This is a genomic window from Solibacillus sp. FSL W7-1472 (genome assembly GCF_037969775.1).
Classification (GTDB): Bacteria; Bacillota; Bacilli; order Bacillales_A; family Planococcaceae; genus Solibacillus; species Solibacillus silvestris.
On the sequence record NZ_CP150208.1, the window covers coordinates 914,386 to 935,884 of the forward strand.

Annotated in this window: 23 protein-coding genes and 1 other annotated feature (1 of these 24 cut by a window edge); all 23 genes read left to right on the forward strand. The window is 38.8% G+C overall.

Going from position 1 to position 21,499, the window contains the following annotated elements; genetic code table 11:
• The first annotated feature begins 126 nt into the window (after window positions 1-126).
• The 23 genes from mraZ to MKY07_RS04485 all read left to right on the forward strand — a co-directional run bounded on the left by mraZ (window position 127) and on the right by MKY07_RS04485 (window position 21,366).
• The gene (mraZ, locus tag MKY07_RS04375) at window positions 127-558 is read left to right on the forward strand and encodes a division/cell wall cluster transcriptional repressor MraZ (RefSeq protein ID WP_014824545.1); all 432 of its coding nucleotides are present in this window, start codon (window positions 127-129) and stop codon (window positions 556-558) included.
• Between the two features lie 118 nt (window positions 559-676).
• Window positions 677-1,627 carry a 16S rRNA (cytosine(1402)-N(4))-methyltransferase RsmH gene (gene rsmH / locus MKY07_RS04380; protein WP_008403404.1) on the forward strand — a complete coding sequence of 317 codons (951 nt, stop codon included), beginning with the start codon at window positions 677-679 and terminating at the stop codon, window positions 1,625-1,627.
• A 3-nt stretch (window positions 1,628-1,630) separates the two neighbouring features.
• Window positions 1,631-2,011 carry a cell division protein FtsL gene (gene ftsL / locus MKY07_RS04385; protein WP_014824544.1) on the forward strand — a complete coding sequence of 127 codons (381 nt, stop codon included), beginning with the start codon at window positions 1,631-1,633 and terminating at the stop codon, window positions 2,009-2,011.
• A 38-nt stretch (window positions 2,012-2,049) separates the two neighbouring features.
• Entirely contained in the window at window positions 2,050-4,230 is a 2,181-nt protein-coding gene (locus MKY07_RS04390; protein WP_065216466.1) for a penicillin-binding protein, read from the forward strand.
• Between the two features lie 59 nt (window positions 4,231-4,289).
• Complete coding sequence (locus MKY07_RS04395; protein ID WP_339263928.1) at window positions 4,290-6,206, forward strand: penicillin-binding transpeptidase domain-containing protein; 1,917 nt, start codon at window positions 4,290-4,292, stop codon at window positions 6,204-6,206.
• Window positions 6,207-6,347: 141 nt separating this feature from the next.
• On the forward strand, window positions 6,348-7,322 hold the full coding sequence (gene mraY / locus MKY07_RS04400) for a phospho-N-acetylmuramoyl-pentapeptide-transferase (RefSeq protein ID WP_008403399.1): 975 nt from the start codon (window positions 6,348-6,350) through the stop codon (window positions 7,320-7,322).
• Window positions 7,319-8,671, forward strand: coding sequence for a UDP-N-acetylmuramoyl-L-alanine--D-glutamate ligase (gene murD / locus MKY07_RS04405; protein WP_065216465.1), 1,353 nt, complete (start codon window positions 7,319-7,321; stop codon window positions 8,669-8,671). The genes mraY and murD overlap by 4 nt, the downstream gene beginning before the upstream one ends.
• A gap of 42 nt (window positions 8,672-8,713) precedes the next feature.
• A complete protein-coding gene (locus MKY07_RS04410; protein WP_008403397.1) occupies window positions 8,714-9,772 on the forward strand; it encodes a putative peptidoglycan glycosyltransferase FtsW in 1,059 nt (352 codons plus the stop codon).
• Between the two features lie 5 nt (window positions 9,773-9,777).
• Entirely contained in the window at window positions 9,778-10,644 is an 867-nt protein-coding gene (locus tag MKY07_RS04415; protein WP_008403396.1) for an FtsQ-type POTRA domain-containing protein, read from the forward strand.
• Window positions 10,625-11,365, forward strand: a complete 741-nt coding sequence (locus MKY07_RS04420; RefSeq protein ID WP_008403395.1) for a DUF881 domain-containing protein — start codon at window positions 10,625-10,627, stop codon at window positions 11,363-11,365. The genes MKY07_RS04415 and MKY07_RS04420 overlap by 20 nt, the downstream gene beginning before the upstream one ends.
• 23 nt (window positions 11,366-11,388) lie before the next feature.
• Window positions 11,389-12,096: a DUF881 domain-containing protein gene (locus MKY07_RS04425; protein ID WP_008403394.1), complete on the forward strand. Its 708-nt coding sequence runs from the start codon at window positions 11,389-11,391 to the stop codon at window positions 12,094-12,096.
• A 14-nt stretch (window positions 12,097-12,110) separates the two neighbouring features.
• Window positions 12,111-12,476, forward strand: a complete 366-nt coding sequence (locus tag MKY07_RS04430; RefSeq protein WP_008403393.1) for a small basic family protein — start codon at window positions 12,111-12,113, stop codon at window positions 12,474-12,476.
• A gap of 102 nt (window positions 12,477-12,578) precedes the next feature.
• Window positions 12,579-13,874, forward strand: coding sequence for a cell division protein FtsA (gene ftsA / locus MKY07_RS04435; protein ID WP_008403392.1), 1,296 nt, complete (start codon window positions 12,579-12,581; stop codon window positions 13,872-13,874).
• Window positions 13,875-13,913: 39 nt separating this feature from the next.
• A complete protein-coding gene (gene ftsZ / locus MKY07_RS04440) occupies window positions 13,914-15,077 on the forward strand; it encodes a cell division protein FtsZ (RefSeq protein WP_008403391.1) in 1,164 nt (387 codons plus the stop codon).
• Window positions 15,078-15,394: 317 nt separating this feature from the next.
• Window positions 15,395-16,216, forward strand: a complete 822-nt coding sequence (locus MKY07_RS04445; RefSeq protein WP_008403390.1) for a sigma-E processing peptidase SpoIIGA — start codon at window positions 15,395-15,397, stop codon at window positions 16,214-16,216.
• A gap of 13 nt (window positions 16,217-16,229) precedes the next feature.
• Window positions 16,230-16,940 (forward strand): RNA polymerase sporulation sigma factor SigE, encoded by a 711-nt coding sequence (gene sigE / locus MKY07_RS04450; protein WP_008403389.1) that lies wholly within the window; start codon window positions 16,230-16,232, stop codon window positions 16,938-16,940.
• A 90-nt stretch (window positions 16,941-17,030) separates the two neighbouring features.
• A complete protein-coding gene (sigG, locus tag MKY07_RS04455) occupies window positions 17,031-17,801 on the forward strand; it encodes an RNA polymerase sporulation sigma factor SigG (protein ID WP_008403388.1) in 771 nt (256 codons plus the stop codon).
• A gap of 121 nt (window positions 17,802-17,922) precedes the next feature.
• A complete protein-coding gene (locus MKY07_RS04460; RefSeq protein ID WP_008403387.1) occupies window positions 17,923-18,162 on the forward strand; it encodes a YlmC/YmxH family sporulation protein in 240 nt (79 codons plus the stop codon).
• Window positions 18,163-18,237: 75 nt separating this feature from the next.
• On the forward strand, window positions 18,238-18,906 hold the full coding sequence (locus tag MKY07_RS04465) for a YggS family pyridoxal phosphate-dependent enzyme (protein ID WP_339263931.1): 669 nt from the start codon (window positions 18,238-18,240) through the stop codon (window positions 18,904-18,906).
• An 11-nt stretch (window positions 18,907-18,917) separates the two neighbouring features.
• Window positions 18,918-19,454: a cell division protein SepF gene (locus MKY07_RS04470; protein WP_008403385.1), complete on the forward strand. Its 537-nt coding sequence runs from the start codon at window positions 18,918-18,920 to the stop codon at window positions 19,452-19,454.
• A gap of 22 nt (window positions 19,455-19,476) precedes the next feature.
• Window positions 19,477-19,737 (forward strand): YggT family protein, encoded by a 261-nt coding sequence (locus tag MKY07_RS04475; protein ID WP_008403383.1) that lies wholly within the window; start codon window positions 19,477-19,479, stop codon window positions 19,735-19,737.
• A 199-nt stretch (window positions 19,738-19,936) separates the two neighbouring features.
• Window positions 19,937-20,725, forward strand: coding sequence for an RNA-binding protein (locus MKY07_RS04480; RefSeq protein WP_065216464.1), 789 nt, complete (start codon window positions 19,937-19,939; stop codon window positions 20,723-20,725).
• Window positions 20,726-20,820: 95 nt separating this feature from the next.
• Window positions 20,821-21,366 carry a DivIVA domain-containing protein gene (locus MKY07_RS04485; RefSeq protein ID WP_008403380.1) on the forward strand — a complete coding sequence of 182 codons (546 nt, stop codon included), beginning with the start codon at window positions 20,821-20,823 and terminating at the stop codon, window positions 21,364-21,366.
• Window positions 21,367-21,432: 66 nt separating this feature from the next.
• Window positions 21,433-21,499 (forward strand) — a binding site (T-box leader) (it continues 156 nt past the right edge of the window).

Below are 21,499 nucleotides of genomic sequence, written 5' to 3' on the forward strand. Positions count from 1 at the left end.
CACCGAACGTATGTGTGAGAATATGCTCATTTACGTAATTTCGTTTTATTGTTATGAGAAGCAAGGAATTTGGTGGTAGAAAGTGGGGGGATGTGGTACATTATTTATTAAAGTGGGGTGAGTAGCATGTTCATGGGAGAATATCAACATTCTATTGATGCGAAAGGCCGTATGATTGTTCCTGCAAAGTTTCGAGAATCACTAGGAGAACACTTTGTAATAACACGCGGGCTAGATCAATGCATTTTTGGATATCCTATGGATGAATGGCGAAAACTCGAAGATAAATTAAAGGATTTACCGATGACCAAAAAAGATGCACGTGCATTTGCGCGGTTTTTCTTTTCGGGGGCAACAGAAGTAGAAGTGGACAAGCAAGGCCGAATTAATATTCCATCTACACTGATTGGATACGCTAATCTTGAAAAGGAATGCGTAATCTTAGGTGTATCGAGTAAAATAGAAATTTGGGCGAAAGAATCTTGGCAGCAATACTTCGAGCAATCGGCTGAATCATTTGATGAAATCGCAGAAAATCTGATTGGCTTTGATTTTTAGATTTAAAAGATGAAGAAATTAGAATTTTGGTCACTATTACATGTCCGACATGAACTTTTAATCCGGGTGTAATAGTACCGACACGTAATTGAATTAATATTAAGAGGTGCTTCAAACTATGTTCGATCATACAACCGTATTATTGAAAGAAACTGTTGATGGGTTGAACATCAATCCGGATGGTATTTATGTAGACTGCACATTAGGTGGTGCAGGACATAGTGAGTACCTTGTACAACAATTGTCAGAAAAAGGCCGTTTAATTTGTTTTGATCAAGATACAACGGCTATTGAAAATGCAAAAGTACGATTAGCCGATTATTTGGATCGCGTTATATTCGTACACTCAAATTTCCGCTATTTAAAAGAAGAGTTACACAAACTGAACATTCATCAAATAGATGGGATTTTATATGATTTAGGTGTCTCGTCACCACAACTTGATACACCTGAACGCGGATTTAGTTACCACCATGATGCTCCGCTCGATATGCGAATGGATCAGACTGCAGAACTGAGCGCATATCATGTTGTGAATGAATGGTCATACGAAAATCTAGTACGTATTTTCTTCCGCTACGGCGAAGAAAAATTTTCGAAACAAGTTGCGCGCAAAATTGAACAAGCCCGTGAAATTGCTCCTGTTGAAACGACAGGTCAATTAGTGGAGCTTATAAAAGATGGTATTCCAGCCCCAGCACGTCGCAAAGGTGGACATCCTGCAAAACGAATTTTCCAGGCTATTCGAATTGCTGTAAATGATGAATTAGGCGCAGCGGAAGATTCTTTAGTAGATGCAATCGATTTATTGAAAATTGGTGGTCGTATAAGTGTGATTACATTCCACTCATTAGAAGACCGCTTAACAAAAACACTATTTAAAGAGGCTTCATCACTGCCGGATTTACCTCCCGGATTACCGGTTATTCCAGAGCATATGAAACCAATACTTAAATTAGTGTCAAGAAAACCGATTTTACCGTCAGACGAGGAGTTAGCTGCGAATAATCGTTCACGTTCAGCAAAATTGCGCATCGCTGAAAAAATTAACGATAAAGGACGTGGGTAAAAAATGGCAGTAAGAGCAAGACAAACTTATATACAGCAGCAGCCAGAACTACCTCAACAGCAGCAGCAGGAACAAAGACTGCCGGTGCAGCCGAAAAAACGAAAAGCAAAATATTTTTCGGCCCAGGAAAAGTTTTTGTTCCTAGTATTTGCAATCGTAGTAGCATCTTTCGCTATTTCCATATTACATACTCAAGGAGAAATCCAAACACTCAGTATGGAAATCCAAAAAATCGAACGCGACATAACTGAAGTCAATAACAATAATACAGATTTAAAAGTACAAGTAAGTGAACGCTCCACTCACCAACGTATTTGGGAAAAAGCGAAAGAACTCGGATTAACACTAAATGAGAAAAATGTGAAAGTAGTGCCGGGAGAATGAAAAAGAGAAGATTTCGTTACCAGATAGGAGCCTTTCTAATGTTTATATTCTTTGGAGGGCTCTTTTTACTATTATATTGGCGTTTTGCATCAATTCAGGCGACAGGAATGGTAAAAGGGCATGAATTAGAAGAAGAAGCATTATCAAGGTACGAAACTGGTTATGTGTTATCGGCAGACCGTGGGAAGATTCTGGACCGCAATGCAAATGTAATTGCCGAAGATACATTGAGTTACCGTCTTGTAGCGGTAATTAAAGAATCGGCAACAGAAAACAAAAAAAATCCAAGGCATGTCGTCGATAAAGCGGAAACAGCAAAATTATTGGCACAATATATTCCGATGGATGAAGAGAAAATTTATGAACGGCTAAACCCTTCCAAAGATTTATATCAAGTCGAGTTTGGACTAGCAGGTCGTGGCATCAGTCATGAAGTGAAAAAGAAAATTGAAGAGCTGAATCTACCTGGGATTCTATTATACAGCGATAAAAAACGCTATTATCCTAATGGTGCATTTGCCTCCCATCTTATTGGCTTTGCTTTGCGTGAAACTGATGATGACGGAAATTCATCGGTTGTCGGGAAAATGGGGCTTGAATATATTTATGACAAGCAATTAACAGGGACCGACGGGAAGTTAACGTACCAGCGTGATGCCCGTAACTATTTATTGCCAAGCAGCGATAAAGTAATACAGGAAGCACAGGATGGAAACGATATTTATTTAACAATTGATAAAACAATCCAAAACTTCCTGGAAGAAGCAATGACACGTGTCAATGACGAGTATAAGCCACAGTCTATGGTTGCTGTCGTTGCAAATCCGAAAACTGGAGAAATATTGGCGATGTCACAACGGCCAACATTCAATCCTGATACGCGTACAGGTTTAGATGGGAACTGGCTAAATGATGTCGTGGAAAATACGATTGAACCAGGTTCTACATTTAAAACATTTACAGTAGCAGCTGCAATCGATTCCAATAACTGGCATCCGAATGCGACTTATCAATCTGGACAGTATAAAGTTTATAACGATACAATACGAGACCATAATCGATACGGCTGGGGGAGAATTTCCTATTTGGAAGGCATACAGCGTTCTTCAAATACGGCGATGACGAACTTGCTTGATATTATGGGATGGGAAACGTATGAAAGCTATTTAAAGGAATTTGGTTTCGGTCAAAAAACAGGCATCGATTTACCGAATGAAGCGAGCGGCATTATTAACTCGCGCTATCCTTTAGAAAAGTATACGACAACATTCGGTCAAGGTTCGACTGTTACACCGATACAGTTAATTCAAGGAGTAACCGCAGTTGCAAATGACGGAAAAATGATGCAGCCATATGTAATCGATAAAATTGTTAATCCGAATACTGGTGAGGTTTTAGTAGATTCAGAACCTACTATAAAAGGTGAACCGATTTCGGCAGAGACAGCACAGAAAACACGTGAAGTTCTAGCTTCTACTATTTACGGAGAAGCAGGGAATGCGAAACGTTTCGAAATTGAAGGCTATAAAGTAGCAGGGAAAACAGGGACTGCCCAAATGCCGAAAGCAAACGGTATCGGTTATGACTGGGGTAAAAATGAATTCCTTTATTCGTTTTTAGGAATGGCTCCCGCAGAAGATCCACAGCTGGCTGTATTTATCTCAGTTGCAAAGCCAAAACTAGGTGCAACCGAAATAGGTTCTGACCCAGTTTCGCAAGTGTTCAATTCAGTTGTTCTAAACAGTTTGAAGTATATGAATATCAATCCGTCGGACGTAGCGGAAGTCGAAACGACAAAGATTGACGATTATGTAGGTGAGCAGACAGATACAGTCACGACTCAACTGGAGGCAGAAGGACTGATACCGGTAATAATTGGTCAAGACGGAGAAATTACAGAACAGTTCCCTGCAGCGGATTCATCATTAACAAGTGGAAGTATCGTGTTCTTAAAGACCGATGGAGAAATTACATTACCATCGTTTAATAATTGGTCATTACGTAACTTACTTGTCTATAAGTCATTATCTAAACTGCCGATTGAAATTGTTGGGGAAGGCTATGTTGAAAGCCAGAGCGTATCTCAAGGGACGCCGATAACGGATGATTCACCAATCGTTGTCAAGTTGAAAACCCCTGAGGAAATGCATTTGACTCCGCCGGCAGAGGATATGGAGCTGGAAGATGAAGAATTTAGTGAAGAACCGCCACAAGATTAGAGAGATTTGAATACAAACTTCATCTTTAACATACGTTGTTTTAGGTGAGGTGTCATATTATGAAATGGGTAACTACAAAATCTAAAAAACGTTTAACATGGATCGCCATCGCACTTGTACTATACGGCGTGGCGATTTTTGTTAAACTAGTATCCGTTCAAATTATTCAGTATGATGAGCTTTCAACGAAGGCAAAAGAAAATTGGGACAGGGAAATTCCGTTCCATACACAGCGAGGCGAAATTACTGACCGTAACAACGAAGTAATCGTAACGAATAAACTTGCCCCGACTTTGTACTTCATGCCTTCACAAAACGAAGATAAAGAACAAGCAGCAGATGCCATTGCAAACGTAATCAATAAAGATCGAGCCAAAATATTGGAAAGACTGCAGCAACGGGTATCTCTAGTGAAAATTGCGCCAGAAGCAAAGAACATTACTTATGAGCAAGCGGAAAAAATTCAGCAGCTTCAAATTCCGGGCTTATACAGTGGTGTCGATTATGTAAGGTCTTATCCACACGGTAATTTGCTCGCACGCTTTTTAGGGTTTACAGGTGCCGATAACCAGGGTTTGGCAGGAATCGAGTACGAGTATGATGAACTATTAAAAAGCTCGGATGCGGCCATTCGGTTATTTACTGATGCGAAGGGGAATGCATTGGAGCATGTAGATGATGAATGGAAAGACGGAAAAGATGGAGCGACAATACAGCTGACAATTGATTTAAAGCTTCAGAAAATTGTCGAGCGAGAATTATCGCAGGCGATGCTGGAGTATGATGCAGATCAGGCATTGGCTATTGCCATGAATCCAAACAGTGGTGAAATACTGGCACTTGCATCATTTCCGACATATGATCCGACGAAATTTTCGGAAGTGGAGCCAAGTATATATAACCGCAACCTTCCTGTATTTATGTCCTACGAGCCAGGTTCCACATTCAAAATTATTACACTCAGTGCTGCTATTGAAGAAGGTGTAGTCAACATGGAGGAAGAACACTTTCATGATCAAGGCTATACAATGGTCGAGGGAGCACGATTACGCTGTTGGAAACGGTCAGGCCATAAAGACCAGACATTTTACGAAGTTGTACAAAATTCCTGTAACCCAGGATTTGTAGAGCTAGGGCAACGAGTAGGTTCAACAAAGTTACTTGAGTATATTCATAAATTCGGGTTCGGGAAAAAAACAGGCTCGAACATTGCCGGAGAATCATCAGGCATTTTATTTTCGAAAGAAGCATTTGGCCCGGTAGAACATGCTACGACCTCTTTTGGTCAAGGTGTGTCCGTTACGCCGATTCAGCAGATGCAGGCGGTGTCAGCAGCAATTAATGGCGGTACATTATATACACCATATACGGTCTCGAAAATACTGGATTCCAAAACAAACGAAGTCATTATGGAACAAGATCCGGAAGCGAAAGCCCAGGTCATCAGTGAAGAGACTTCGGAAAAAGTACGTCATGCATTGGAGCTTGTAGTTGCGAAAGGTTCTGGTCGCCAGGCATTTCGTGACGGCTTACGCATCGGAGGCAAAACAGGGACAGCTCAAAAGGTTGAAAACGGTCGCTATAAAGACGGAGACTACATTGTATCGTTTATCGGTTTTGCACCTGCCAATGACCCGGAAATTATTGTCTATGTTGCGATTGACAATCCAAAAAGTTCATTGCAATTCGGAAGTGTTATCGCTGCACCGATTGTAGGCCGCATTATTGAAGATGCAGCACCACTGTACAATATCGAAAAGCAAAAAGATCAAATAGAACGGAATTACGTTTGGGGCGATGAATTGACGGAGCGTACACCAAACTTTATTGGAATGACCAAAGATGAAGTAATTCCGCACTTATATCCTTATAAAATCGAATGGCACGGAGAAGGTGATAAAGTGATTCAGCAAGTCCCGTCAGCTGATAGCCTCATTCACCAAAGTGGTAGTGTTCATTTATATTTAGGAAATTAATTTGAATTTCCATCTTTCAAAATGCAACTAAAACAACTATTATAGTGAAGGACGTTTTTTCACAATAATAACTAGAGGTCGTAACCGTTGAAAATCAAACGTTCCACCATATTCAGACAGAAGTTTTAAAGGAGATATATTATGACATTATCAACAACATTGACCATACTCTTTTCATCATTTTTAGTAACGGTCATTTTAGCACCAGTAGGAATCCCTCTTTTACGCCGATTGAAATTCGGGCAAAGCATACGTGAAGAAGGCCCTCAATCACATATGAAAAAAGCAGGAACACCTACAATGGGTGGATTAATTTTCTTGTTAGCCATTATTATTTCGACAATTGTAGTCGCAATGATTTTCGACTTGTTTACAACACAAACGATAGTACTATTACTTGTTTTAGTTGGATTTGGCGTAATTGGCTTTTTAGATGATGGGTTGAAAGTAATTTTTAAACGTAATTTAGGATTGACTTCCCTTCAAAAATTAATAGGTCAAATCGCAATTGCGATTGCAGCGTTTTTACTATTACGTTTAGGTTCATTTGATACATCTATAGGAATTCCGTATACCGATGTATCGATTGATTTAGGAATCCTATATGTTGGGTTTTTAATTTTCTGGCTAGTAGGTTTTTCAAATGCAGTCAATTTAACAGATGGCTTAGATGGACTCGTATCAGGAACGGCTTCAATCGCATTTGCTGCATTCGGTGTTATTGCATTATTTAACGAGCAAGCCGATATCGCCTTATTTGCATTTGCTGTAACTGGTGCATTACTAGGATTTTTGATCTTCAATGCAAACCCGGCAAAAGTGTTTATGGGAGATACTGGTTCCCTTGCGCTTGGCGGTGCATTGGCAATGATTTCGGTATTGGTAAAACAAGAATTGCTGTTACTGTTAATCGGTCTTGTATTTGTTATTGAAACATTATCCGTTATTTTACAAGTAGGAAGCTATAAACTGCGTAAAAAGCGTATATTCAAAATGAGTCCGATTCACCACCATTTTGAATTATCGGGCTGGTCAGAATGGAAAGTAGTACTTGTATTTTGGTCAACTGGATGTATCGTAGCACTTATAGCAGTATTAGCGGAGGCGTTATTATGATGGAATATGAAAGATTACAAGCTAAAAAAGTACTCGTTTTAGGATTGGCGAAAAGTGGTGTAGCGGCTGCCGAGCTTTTGCATAGGTTGGGTGCATTTGTAACAGTCAATGATGCAAAACCATTTGATGCAAATTCTGAAGCACAGGAGCTTTTATCGAAAGGAATTACCGTAATTTGTGGACGACATCCAGAAGATTTGCTTGACGAAGGTTTTGAGCTTGTCGTAAAAAACCCTGGGATACCATACACAAATCCGATCGTTGCCGATGCGATTGCAAAAGGTCTGCCTGTTATTACAGAAATAGAACTTGCCTATTTAGTAAGTGAAGCGCCATTTATCGGTATTACCGGTTCGAATGGTAAAACAACAACGACAACTTTACTTTTCGAAATGCTTAAAGTCGGCCGTTTAAAACCATTAATCGCCGGGAATATTGGAACCGTTGCTTGTGGTGTTGCAGCAGAAGCAAAAGCAGATGAAGTCATCGTTACGGAATTATCATCGTTTCAGTTAATGGGGACACGTGAATTCAGACCCCATATTGCAATTTTGACAAACTTGTATGAAGCCCATTTAGATTACCATGGAACGTTTGAAGAATATGCGGAGGCTAAATTTGGTGTCACACGCAACCAAACAGCTGACGATTATTTTATCTATAATGCCGATCAGGAAGTTGTCGCAAAATATGCTCAAAAATCAAAGGCAAAACTCATTCCATTTACGACAAAAGGTCATGCAAATGAGGGGATCAGTGCAGATAAAGAAAACATTTATTGGCAAGGCAATGCAATCTTAAAACGTGATAATATTGTATTGCCTGGAGAGCATAATTTAGAAAATATTTTATGTGCTGTGGCAGCGGCGCTACTGCAGCAATGTCCCGTTGAAGCGATTGAAGAAGTGTTAGGAACATTTGCAGGGGTGCGTCACCGTACGCAGTTTGTCCGTGAATGGCAAGGACGTAAAATTTACAATGATTCAAAAGCAACTAATGTACTGGCAACGAAAAGTGCCTTGGCTGCATTTGAACAACCGATCGTATTATTGGCCGGCGGATTGGATCGCGGGCATTCATTTGAAGAGCTTCGTAAAGAAATGACACGTGTAAAAGCAGTTGTCGCGTTTGGCGAGACTGCACTTCGCTTTATCGAATTTGCAAAATCATGTGGCATTACGAATATTGTGCGTGCAATTGATGTTGAAGATGCAGTCGGTTACGGAGCAAAAATGTCGGAAGAAGGTGACATTATTTTACTGTCACCGGCATGTGCAAGCTGGGATCAACATGCGAGCTTTGAAATTCGAGGCGACTTATTTATTGATCGTGTCATGAAACTTTCATAAGAAAGGATAGTTACACTGTCGCAAAAAAATCAACAGTATTTCATGATCAGTGCGATTGTATTGTCGCTTATTGGCATTCTCTTTATTTTTTCTGCAGGTACATATTGGGGGAATGTTCACTATGATGGACAAACCCCGTTTTACCTGAAGCAGGCAATCTATTTCATCATTGCACTTATCATTTGTGCAGCAATTATGAACTGGGAGTTTTTACAGCAACCGAAAGTGTGGAAAATTTTTTATATCATCTCACTTGGTTTACTTGTTGCTGTACTTATTCCGGGTATCGGGATTGTCCGAAACGGTTCGCAAAGTTGGATCGGAATCGGTCCTTTAACGATACAACCGGCTGAAATTGCGAAAGTAACGACAATTATTTATATTAGTGCATTATTAACAGAGCGGAAATCGTATGAGCGCATTGTTCAAGTGAAGCATTTTCTCATATTGATTCTTCCCGCAGCCTTAATTATGCTTCAGCCTGATTTCGGTGCTGTCTTTATTTTAGTTGTAGTTGTTTTAATTATATTATTTATTGCACAATATCCGTTGCGTTTATATGTAGTCCTTATCACGTTAGGAATTGGCGGTCTTGCAGGGTTAATTATTGCGGCTCCATATCGTCTTAAACGAATCGAAGCATTTATCAATCCTTGGGCAGACCCGCTAGGAAGTGGCTTCCAGGCAGTACAATCTTTATTTGCGATAGGTCCGGCAGGCTTGTTTGGACATGGATTATTAAAAAGTAGACAAAAGTATTTATACTTACCGGAACCGCAGAACGATTTTATCTTTGCAATTATTTTAGAAGAAATCGGACTTGTCGGTGGAATGGGACTGCTGCTTATTTTTGCGTGCTTTTTAATTCTTGGCTATCGTTTGGCATTACAATGTAAGCATGTATTTCATTTTTATGCGATATGTGGACTTACAACGATGATTGCAGTACAGGCAGCACTGAATATAGGGGTAGTTATTAATTTATTGCCAGTAACCGGTGTAACACTGCCATTTATAAGCTATGGCGGAACATCGCTGGTAGTTGTCTGGGTAACGGTAGCCCTTATTTTAAATTTCTCTTATGAAAGAAGGAAGGAGTAGGGATAATGGAAAAAGTAATCGATATTACAGAACGAGTACCCGCTATGAAAAAACGCAGAAGACGCCGTACAAATTTTAAATTTTTAGCACTAGTGACGATTTTTCTTTTTATCATTATCATCCTTCTTTATTTTCAATTACCTTATAGTGATATAAAGAAAATTGATATTAAAGGGGCAGCCCTTAAGGAAGATACGTATTATATCGATCAGTCAAATCTAAAAATCAATGATTCGTTATGGGGCTTTAAAATTTCGGAAGTGGAGCAGGCAATTGCACAGCATGAATGGGTAAAATCCGTTACTGTCGAAAGGAAATTCCTGAATGAAGTTCAAATTACAGTAGAAGAATGGCAAAAAGTGGCATATATTTCACAAGACGGGGAATTTTACCCTATGCTCGATAATGGCATTGTATTTGAAGAATCCAATGAAATTGTCCCGATCGATGCACCGATTTTTCGGGACTTTGAAAATGAGGCACTTCGTAAAAAGCTTTTAAAGGAACTTGCGAATCTAAAGCCGGAAGTGCTGTCGCTCATTTCACAAATTAATGCAAATCCTACAGAAGCGGACCCGTATTCAATTACGCTTTTCATGAATGATGGCTATGAAGTACGCGCTGATGCGAATACTTTAGCAGAAAAATTAAATTACTATCCATCAATTATCGCCCAAATTGAAAGCGAGGACGTTTCTGAAAAAGGGATTGTAGATATTGAAGTTGGTTCATATTACCGACCTTTTTCAGATGAATATACACTCATAAAAGAAAACACTGAAAAAACTGAAGAGCCTGCAGAAGAAACAGAAAATGCGGATACTGAGGAAGGGGGGCAACTGGAAGAACAAAATGAAGAAGAGCCAGAATGATACCAGCAGGCAGCCGAAGAAAAAATCAACCTTAATTTCGAAAAAGTATGGCGCTATACTCATTGTATGCGTAATCACAGGATTTATTATCGGCTTTTCCTATAATTTATCAAAGGACAAGCGTACATTAAGTTCTGCCTCTCCCCAGTTTGAGCAGGAAAATCAGTACATGGAAGATTTGACTGGAAAACAGGAAAGAAATAAAGAGCTTGCAGATGAGTTGGCCCAATTAGAGGAGAAAATTCGGATGTATGAAAAGCAGTTTTCTTCGAACGAAACGCAATATGAACAGAACCGTCAAGATGCTGAACAATTGCGGCTGTTATTAGGACTAACAGATGGAATTGGACAAGGGATCACAATAACACTGCAAGATGGTGATTATAATCCGAAGACGACCAACCCAAATGAGTATATTGTGCATGAAAGTCACATATTTAAAGTATTAAATGAATTAAAAATTGCAGGTGCCGAGGCAATTTCGATTAACGGGCAACGTTTGAAACCAAACTCCTACATTGTCTGTAACGGTCCTGTCATTACAATTGATGGACAACAGTACCCTGCACCATTTGTAATCGAGGCGATAGGTAATCAGGATGTACTTATTTCTTCATTAGAATTAACAGGGGGAGTATTTGACCAATTATTAAATGAACAAATTGTCGTTACATTAGAAACAAACGATTTAATTGAAATGAAAACAGTCAGCGATGAATAAGGCATAAGATCGGAGGGAAGATGATGACGAAAAAAATGTACCGTAATATTACAATTATCTCGTTCATCATCGGCTTTATGCTCGCAGTGCAGTACAACACTGTTCAAAATCCGACCGAAAGAACGACAGTCGATATTTGGGAAATTCGTCAGCAATTATCTGAGGAACAGGAGCGGCATTCCGAACTGCTTACCGCAATAAGCGAATTGTCCGAAACAGTAAGTAAATATGAGGATGCAGAATTTGATAATCCGGAAGTACTATTGCAGCAAACAGTTGATCAACTAAAAGAACGTGCAGGAATCTTGCCAGTTGAAGGGCCGGGATTAACATTAACAGTTGGCGCTTCGCCCGAATTAATGGGTTTAGGCTATGAAATAAAGCCTGTATCCCCCGAACTGTTAATTCGGCTGATAAATGATTTAAATCGCTATAATGCCCGGGCGATTGAAGTGGATGACAAACGTTTAAGCTACAATTCGGCCATTCGCGATATTAATGGAAAAACGACGATCAATAGTGAGCCGATTCAAAATACTGATATCGAAATAAATATTATTACGTATACGTATGAGCAAGCCGAAAAAATGAAAAACCATTTGCTTGCATCTTCATTCCAGGATGAGTTTTATATTGATAATCTAGTATTGACGATTCATGAAGCAGAGCAGAATATACAAATCGATTCAGTTGCATCTGTACCAAGAATTAAGTATTTATCAGAAAAGTAGAAGGGGATGCGAATATGTGGTTACCACTTTTAGGTCTAATATTAGGTGTGGTATTAGGAATTTTAACAGATATTCAAATTCCATCTGTTTATGAAAACTATTTATCCATTGCTGTACTGGCGGCTCTCGATACAATGGTCGGCGGTATCCGTGCTTTATTGCAACAAGTTTACGATGACAAGGTATTTATTTCCGGATTTTTCTTTAATATAATTTTAGCAGCGGGACTGGCTTTTCTCGGTGTCCATATAGGAGTCGATCTGTATTTAGCCGCTATTTTTGCATTCGGAGTACGACTGTTTCAAAATATCGCAGTCATTCGTCGGCTATTATTGACAAAATATGAGAACAGAAGATTGAAAAAGGAGGAAAACTCTTAACAATCACGTTAAAATATCATTACAATTTATCGTTTTACTTAGACAATCAACGAAATTTACAATAGAATGAACTATAGGAGTAATCGAAGGAGGTGCAGAAAGTTGAATCATCAAGAAATTTATGTTTCTCTCGATATTGGATCATCTTCAATAAAGGTCCTGATCGGAGAAATGAACGGTGATCAATTGCACGTAATTGGTGTAGGTCATGTGAAATCAACAGGGATAAGAAAAGGTGCAATAGTTGATATAGATGCAACTGTACAGTCCATAAAAAAAGCTGTAGATCAAGCAGAGCGAATGACTGGTATTAATATAGAAGAAGTGGTGCTTGGAGTTCCTGCAAACCAGACAGTTTTACAACCTGTCAAAGGGGTTGTAGCGGTAAACGGTGAAGACCGGGAAATCACGGACGATGATTTAGCTAGAGTAATAGACTCTGCACAGGTAATGTCGATTCCACCAGAGCGAGAGTTAGTAAATTTAATACCTAAACAATTTATCGTGGACAACCTAGATGAGATTAAAGACCCGCGTGGTATGATTGGCATTCGTTTAGAGATGGATGCGACAATGATTACGACATCCAAGACGCTTGTACATAATGTTTTAAGATGTGTAGAACGTGCAGGCTTGCAAATTCGTGAGATTTATCTACAACCATTAGCAGCAGGTAATTTTGCGCTGACGGAAGATGAAAAAAATCAAGGAACTGCTTATATCGATTTAGGCGGCGGCTCGACAACTGTTGCGGTATTCAAAGATGGACTGCTGACAAATACAGCTGTGATCCCGGTAGGCGGAGATCATATTACGAAAGATTTATCGATCGTATTAAAAACACCGACTGAACAAGCCGAAAAAATCAAAAAGCAGTATGGACATGCCTTTTACGATGATGCTTCCGATGAACAAACATTTGACGTTCCTGTTGTTGGTACTGATACAACAGATCAATACAGTCAACGCTTCATATCAGAAATTATCGGAGTACGTTTAGAAGAGTTATTTGAATTAGTATTGGATGAACTAGCACGTATGGGGGTACAGGATTTACCAGGTGGTGTCGTCATTTCTGGCGGGGTAGCACAGCTGGAAGGAATTGCCCAGCTGGCGCGACAAGTAATGTTAACGCGTGTTCGCATTTATACACCGGATTACATCGGTGTACGGGAACCGGCCTTTACAACGTCGGTAGGTTTAATTCGCTATGCAAATGCAGAAGACGAATTTTACGGAAGAAGCGAGCCGGTACCAGCTTCTTCATATGCAGCACCTTATCCTACTCAACCAACTCCTTCTAAAAAACAATCAAATGTGCCGGAGAGAGTAGAAAGCGCAAATAAAGTAAGTGTGATTGATCGCGCGAAAAACTTATTAAACAAATTTTTCGATTAATACGAAAATGAATGACGTGAACAATTAGGAGGAGAAGAGATGTTAGAATTTGAAACGGATGTTGAACAATTAGCCGTTATTAAAGTAATCGGCGTTGGCGGAGGCGGTAACAATGCCGTAAACCGTATGATTGAACATGGTGTACAAGGTGTAGACTTTATCGCTGTTAATACAGATGCGCAAGCTTTAAATCTATCAAAAGCTGAATATAAACTACAAATTGGCGGTAAATTAACACGTGGACTTGGTGCAGGGGCAAACCCTGAAGTAGGAAAAAAAGCTGCTGAAGAAAGTCGCGAACAATTGGAAGAAGTATTACGTGGTGCCGATATGGTATTCGTAACTGCCGGTATGGGCGGTGGTACTGGTACAGGTGCAGCACCGGTAATCGCTTCAATCGCACGTGATTTAGGTGCATTGACAGTAGGTGTTGTAACACGTCCGTTTACATTTGAAGGCCGTAAACGTCAAACTCAGGCAATCGGCGGTATTACTTCAATGAAGGAAGCGGTTGATACTTTAATCGTTATTCCAAATGATAAGTTACTGCAAATTGTAGATAAATCAACACCGATGCTTGAAGCGTTCCGTGAAGCCGACAATGTATTGCGTCAAGGTGTACAAGGTATATCTGACTTAATCGCAACACCTGGTTTAATTAACCTGGACTTTGCCGATGTAAAAACAATTATGTCCGATAAAGGTTCGGCATTAATGGGTATCGGGATTGCAGCAGGTGAAAACCGTGCAGTAGAAGCAGCTAAAAAGGCAATTTCTTCTCCATTACTGGAAACATCTATCGATGGAGCAAAAGGTGTTATTATGAACATTACAGGCGGAACGAACTTAAGTTTATTTGAAGTTCAGGAAGCGGCCGATATTGTACAGCTTGCTTCAGATGAAGAAGTAAATATGATCTTCGGTTCGGTAATTAACGATAACTTAAATGATGAAATTATCGTAACGGTAATTGCAACAGGTTTCTCGGATGACTTTATTATTCAAAAGCCACAGCCTGTACGTCCATCAATCGGTGCTCGTCAACAAGCTGCAACAAGCTCAACTCAACAGCAACAACAGCAGCCTGTACGTTCACAAGATCCAGTGCAGCAAGAAGCGCCACGTCAAACACAACAAACAAACTATCAGCAGGACGATGCATTGGATATTCCGACATTTTTACGCAACCGTCGCAATCGCTAATAGTACAAGTTTTCATAATATGAAAAACGATTATTTACATTTTTATGTGAATAATCGTTTTTTTTTAGTGTAAGAGATTCTTAAGAAATGTGTTGCTTTGTGCATGTATTGGAGTGAAAAGAGCTGAATAAATTTTGTGCATCTTATCGGAACTTCCTCATATCCCCTTGTTACACCTCAACTTTCCTGCCACCAACTTTTTGTCGATTGGATTTGAATAGCGTAACTATATGTCATACGATTCTTCCAAATTTATGCAACGGTTAGACAAAAATCTCTAGGGAGCTTTGATAATCTTATTTACAGGAGGACAATACATGTATGCAGAGTGGATTCTTTTAATGAACTTTTTAATGAATCTCGTACTACTAAAATTTACCGCAACTATAACATATACCATCATTCCAATTTGGAGATTACTATTAGGTGCCTTTTGTAGTGCGCTGATCGCTGTGTTATTTATAGGAAACATATTCATGTTGCTTGTAAGTTTCATCGTACTACTAGGGATTGCCTTTTCATTTAAATGGAAAATTTTTCGCGAACAAGGGAAGTGGATTGTAGTCGCTACTTTGCTCGCAGGTGGATTAATAACAGCAATACAACCATTTTTGCTTGCATCTCCGTTTTTCGTTTATATTTTTATATGTTTCGGCATAGTATGTATTAGTTTGACAGTGATGAAACAAGGCTGGTTTCAAAAACTGCAGAATGTTGCACAAAGTCGTTATGTAACGACAAGCAAAGTAGAACTATTTGAACATCAAATGGAACTCGTAACATATATCGATACCGGAAATGAAGCTACTGAACCTTTGAGTCAGGCACCGGTCCATTTTATATCGTTTAAATCAGTTCAATCGATGTTACCAGATGAATTTAGTGAATGTCTGCTCAAATGGAATGAGCAGGAGCCTTACTCATTGACAATGTTTTCAAAGGAAATACAGAAAAGAATACGGATTGTTCCTATTACAACGGTCCAAAAAGGCACATTACTCGTACCGGCCTTTCGTGCCACAATTGTCATTCAGAACAAGACGTATCCAAATCACTATGTTGTATTTACGAAAAATGATGCGCGATTTCCGCAAAATGCACAAATGATTGCACATGTGTTTGTCCTAACGAATTCATAAGGGAGGATCGATATTGCTTAAAAAAATTCAATCGATAATTGTAAACATACTAAGCTACTTTAGAAGAAAAAAAGGGACATACTATATAGGGGGACATGATTCATTGCCTATTCCATTAACTAGAGAAGAAGAAGTTGTCGTAGTCGAAGCATTTATGAATGGTGACTTACATGCCAGAGATATGTTAATTGAAAGAAATTTACGTTTAGTCGTTTATATTGCAAGACGTTTTGATAATACAAGCACGCCGATTGAGGATTTAATCAGCATCGGTTCAATTGGCCTTATTAAAGCGATTGAAACATTCAATTTGGATAAAAACATTAAATTAGCGACATATGCATCACGCTGTATTGAAAATGAAATACTGATGCATTTACGAAAGACGAGCCGCATGAAAGGCGAGGTTTCCTTTGATGAACCGTTAAATGCGGATGCAGATGGCAATGAACTATTGCTTTCAGACATATTAGGGACAGAAGAACATATAATAACACTTGATGTGGAACGTAAAATTGAACGTCAGCATATGTTTAATGCCATTAATCAGCTGACACCTCGTGAAAAATATATTATGGAATGTCGTTTTGGTCTAAACGGAAAAGAAGAAATGACTCAAAAGGAAGTAGCGGACCATTTAGGTATTTCACAATCTTATATTTCAAGATTGGAGAAAAAAATTATTATGGATTTACGTGAATTCTTGAACGAACCAATTGCATAAGATGGTTAAATTTGGCGCGCATAGCGATGACCATTTCGGACAAAATGATTGAAAAGACAAAAGACAATCTAGTTCGGAAGGTGAAGTTGGATGCGTACAAAAGTCGAATTATGTGGTGTGGATACATCTACATTACCAGTACTGAAGCCAGATGAAATGAAAGATTTATTTATACGATTACAGCAAGGAGAATGGATTGTTCGAGAGCAGTTAGTTTTCTGCAACTTACGATTAGTGCTCAGTATTGTCGGCCGTTATGCCTATCGTGGCGAACAGGCAGATGATTTATTCCAAGTAGGATGTATTGGTTTATTAAAAGCGATTGATAATTTTGATTTAAAGCATAATGTTCGATTTTCAACATATGCTGTACCGATGATTATGGGAGAAATCCGCCGCCACCTGCGCGATCATCATGCATTGCGTGTGTCTCGTTCATTGCGTGATATTGCATATAAAGCGATGAAAGCGAAGGAGCAATTTATTGCGGAACATTTAACAGAACCCACAATCGAACAATTGGCACAGGCAATAGAGATGAAAAAAGAGGATGTATTGTTTGCACTTGATGCAATTCAAGACCCGATGTCACTGCAGGAACCGATCTATTCCGATGGTGGCGATGCAATCTTTATGATTGACCAAATTAAAGATAAAGTAACAGAAGAGCATTGGGTCGGCTCGATTTCATTGCAAGAGAGTATGAAAAAGCTAAATAGCAGACAAAAAATGATTATAGAAAAGCGCTTTTTCCTAGGTGAAACTCAAACGGAAATTGCTCAGTCTTTAGGTATTTCACAGGCTCAGATATCAAGATTGGAAAAGAGTGCGGTAGAATTGATGAAACGGGATTTCCGTTAAATAGATAGAAATTCTGAGGGACTGTCCAACACGTAGGGCTGTCCCTTTCATCATAATTTCATGATGTTTAAATACTTATAATGAGGTAATTGTAATTAAATGATACAGAGAGGATGGAGGAATGCGGTTTTCATCCGTTCAGGAAAAGGAAATCATTGAGGCGACAAGCGGAAAATTTATCGGTTATATTGTAGATGCGGAAGTGGACGAAAAAGAAGGTGCCATTACTGCATTTATAATTTCCCCGCCCAAAAAGTTTTACCACTTATTTCAAGGGGAAGAATTAGTTAAGAAAATTCACTTTAGTAATATACTTACAGTCGGAAAAGATGTCATCTTAGTGAAGTCACCCGATGAATAGTTCACGCTATTCATTGAAAATTAAACTATCACTTGATACAATGAGAGAAACTATTGTTGTAAAGTTGGGAAAAAAGTGACGAAAATCATAGAAAACTTAAAACAGATTCAACATCAAATAGAAATTGCAAAACAACGTGTTAATGCACAACAGACAGTCGAAATTATTGCTGTGACAAAAGAAGTAGATGTTAACCGGACAGAAGAGGCAATAGAGGCGGGTCTCATCCATTTAGGAGAAAATCGTCCGGAAGGTTTATTAAATAAGCTAGATTCGATTAACTCGGCTGTTTCCTGGCATTATATTGGTTCATTACAGACGAGAAAAGTAAAGCAAGTAATTGATCAGATTGGCTATTTACATTCTCTTGATCGATTAAGCCTGGCAGAAGAAATTGAAAAAAGAGCAACAAAACGAGTGAAATGTTTCGTACAAGTAAATGTTTCCGGTGAAGAATCAAAACATGGCTTAACGAGAGAACAAGCGCTTGATTTTGTAAAGCAGCTTGAGCAATTTCCAAAAATTGAAGTAGTAGGTTTAATGACAATGGCTCCTTTTACAGAAGATGAAACGATGATTAGACAAGTGTTTAAACAGTTAAAACAATTGCAACAAGAAGTGTCACAATTGAATATTCCAAATGTACCTTGTACTGAATTATCGATGGGCATGTCAAATGACTACGAAATTGCAGTTGAAGAAGGGGCAACATTTGTTAGAATTGGAACAGCTCTTGTTGGTTAAGGAGGATTAATATGAGCATTAAAAATATTTTTGACAAGTTCTTTTATTTAGAAGAAATAGAAGAAGAATATGCTCCTGCCCAAACGCAAACAGCGCAAAAACAAGCACCAAAAGCAGTTCAAAATGAACCACAGCAATTTTACCAGGATTATGGACAAAAGCAGCAACCACAACTCATTCAAAATCGAATGAAGAAGGAGCGTAAAATGCAACAGCAACCACCACGCAATGAAGTCGTGATGCAAAATCATAACAATGTTGTGAGCCTTCAAGCTGCGTCTTCATCGAAGAATTCAAAATTAGTGTTATTAGAACCACGTGTATATGCAGAAGCACAGGATATCGCTGAACATTTAAAAAATAAACGTGCTACCGTTGTCAATTTACAGCGTATCGACCGAGATCAAGGGAAGCGAATAATCGATTTTTTGAGCGGAACAGTGTATGCTTTAGGTGGAGATATTCAGCGTATTGGAAATGATATTTTCTTATGTACACCAGAAAATGTAGAAGTATCAGGAGAAATTTCTAATTTAACGTTCGAGTAATTAAATTTTGTGAGGTAAAAACATGATTCTATTTTCAATTGTATCAACAGCATTTCTTGTTTACCGTTTTATGCTGATTGGATACATATTAATGTCTTGGGTTCCGGCACTGCAAGAATCGGCTGTTGGTCGTTTCCTGGAAACAGTATGTGAACCGTATTTAGGATTCTTCCGTAAGTTCATTCCACCAATTGGTATGATTGATATTTCACCAATTGTCGGATTATTCGCGTTAGTATTTATCGAGCGAGGCGTCTATAGCGTCCTAGCATTTTTCTTATAATCTAATTGAACTCCTGCAAATGTAGGAGTTTTCTTTATTTACGTTTGTTTAGTTGTTATGAATTAAGGTTATTAATAATTAATGGACCTGTATGTGTAACAGCATTAAAATGCAGGTTATTTATACATAAAATAAAAGTTTAATTTAATTGAAATATGGAGAAATTAGTAACACAGTTTAGAAGAAAGTAGGAATTGTGATGGAGCATTTAATCCAACATTTTCGTAAAGATGAACAACCTTTTATTGAACAAGTCATTGGATGGCAACGTGAGGTAGAAGATCGCTATGCTCCAAAATTGACCGATTTTTTAGATCCGAGACAGCGTTTTATTGTAGAGTCTATTGTTCAGCAATCAGATGACCTCCATGTATTCACAGAAGGGATATTTGAAGAGGCAGAGCGCAAACGCATGCTCATTGCCCCTTCCTATTACGAGCCGGCAGAAGCCGATTTTCAAATTGTCGTGTATTCATTGAATTACCCGACAAAATTTGTCCAGCTGCGCCATCCGGATGTTTTAGGTGCATTATTATCGATTGGGCTAGACCGCAGCAAGTTTGGGGATATACGACTTGCCGATAATACGGTTCAATTTGCAATTGCATCGGAAATCTCGGATTATGTGCGGGCGAATTTAACGAGTATCGGCAAAGTAAAGGTAAGTGCTGAGGAAATGGATCCGACTACACCATTTATTCAAAACGAGGAGCAATGGGTCGAAAGCTCTCATACCGTTTCTTCAATGCGCCTGGATGTCGTCTTAGCGACAATCGTTAATATCTCCCGTCAAAAATCACAAAGCTTAATCAATGCTGGAAAAGTAAAAGTTAACTGGACTGTCAGGGAAGCAGTGGCGTTTGAATTGCAGGAGGGCGACATTATTTCTGCACGAGGATACGGGCGGTTGAAAGTCATCCTGACAGAAGGGCGGACAAAAAAAGATAAGATTCGATTACAAGTAGGTCGTTTAGAGCAAAAAGTATAATTTTCAACTGTTTTTTAGGAAAACATGATGTTATTCCCAAAAGAAACGTTTATAATACTTGTAAGAATGTACGTAAAAAAGGAGAGTAGAACGATATGCCATTATCACCTCTTGATATACATAATAAGGAGTTTACACGTGGGTTCCGTGGATATGCAGAAGACGAAGTAAATGAATTTTTAGATCAGATTATAAAAGATTATGAGATTGTTTTACGCGAGAAAAAAGAGCTTGAAGAAAAGATTAAGATGATGTCAGAACAGATGAATCATTACAATTCATTGGAAGACACATTACAGAAATCAATTGTTGTTGCTCAAGAGGCAGCTGGCGAAGTTCGTCGCAATTCCGAAAAAGAAGCAAAGCTCATCGTTAAAGAAGCTGAAAAAAATGCAGATCGTATTGTAAATGACGCATTGGCAAAAGCAAGAAAAATAACGATTGAAATTGACGAATTGAAAAAACAGTCGAAAGTATTCCGCAACAGATTTAAAATGTTGGTGGAAGCACAGCTTGATTTACTGAATACAGGCGATTGGGATCAGTTACTGGAATATGATGTGGACTTAACGGAAATTCAGGACCACAATCGTAAAGAAACCAATGAAGAGAACCAAAATGACGAAAATGCCGTGTATTAGTCAACGATACTTGACATTATATACAGCCTTTTCATATACTGAAAAATAATGAATAGGATGCACTTGCATCATGCTTTGACGGAGACAGTAAATTTGACATTGTGGGGTAGCGATTCGAGGATGGTGAGAGCTC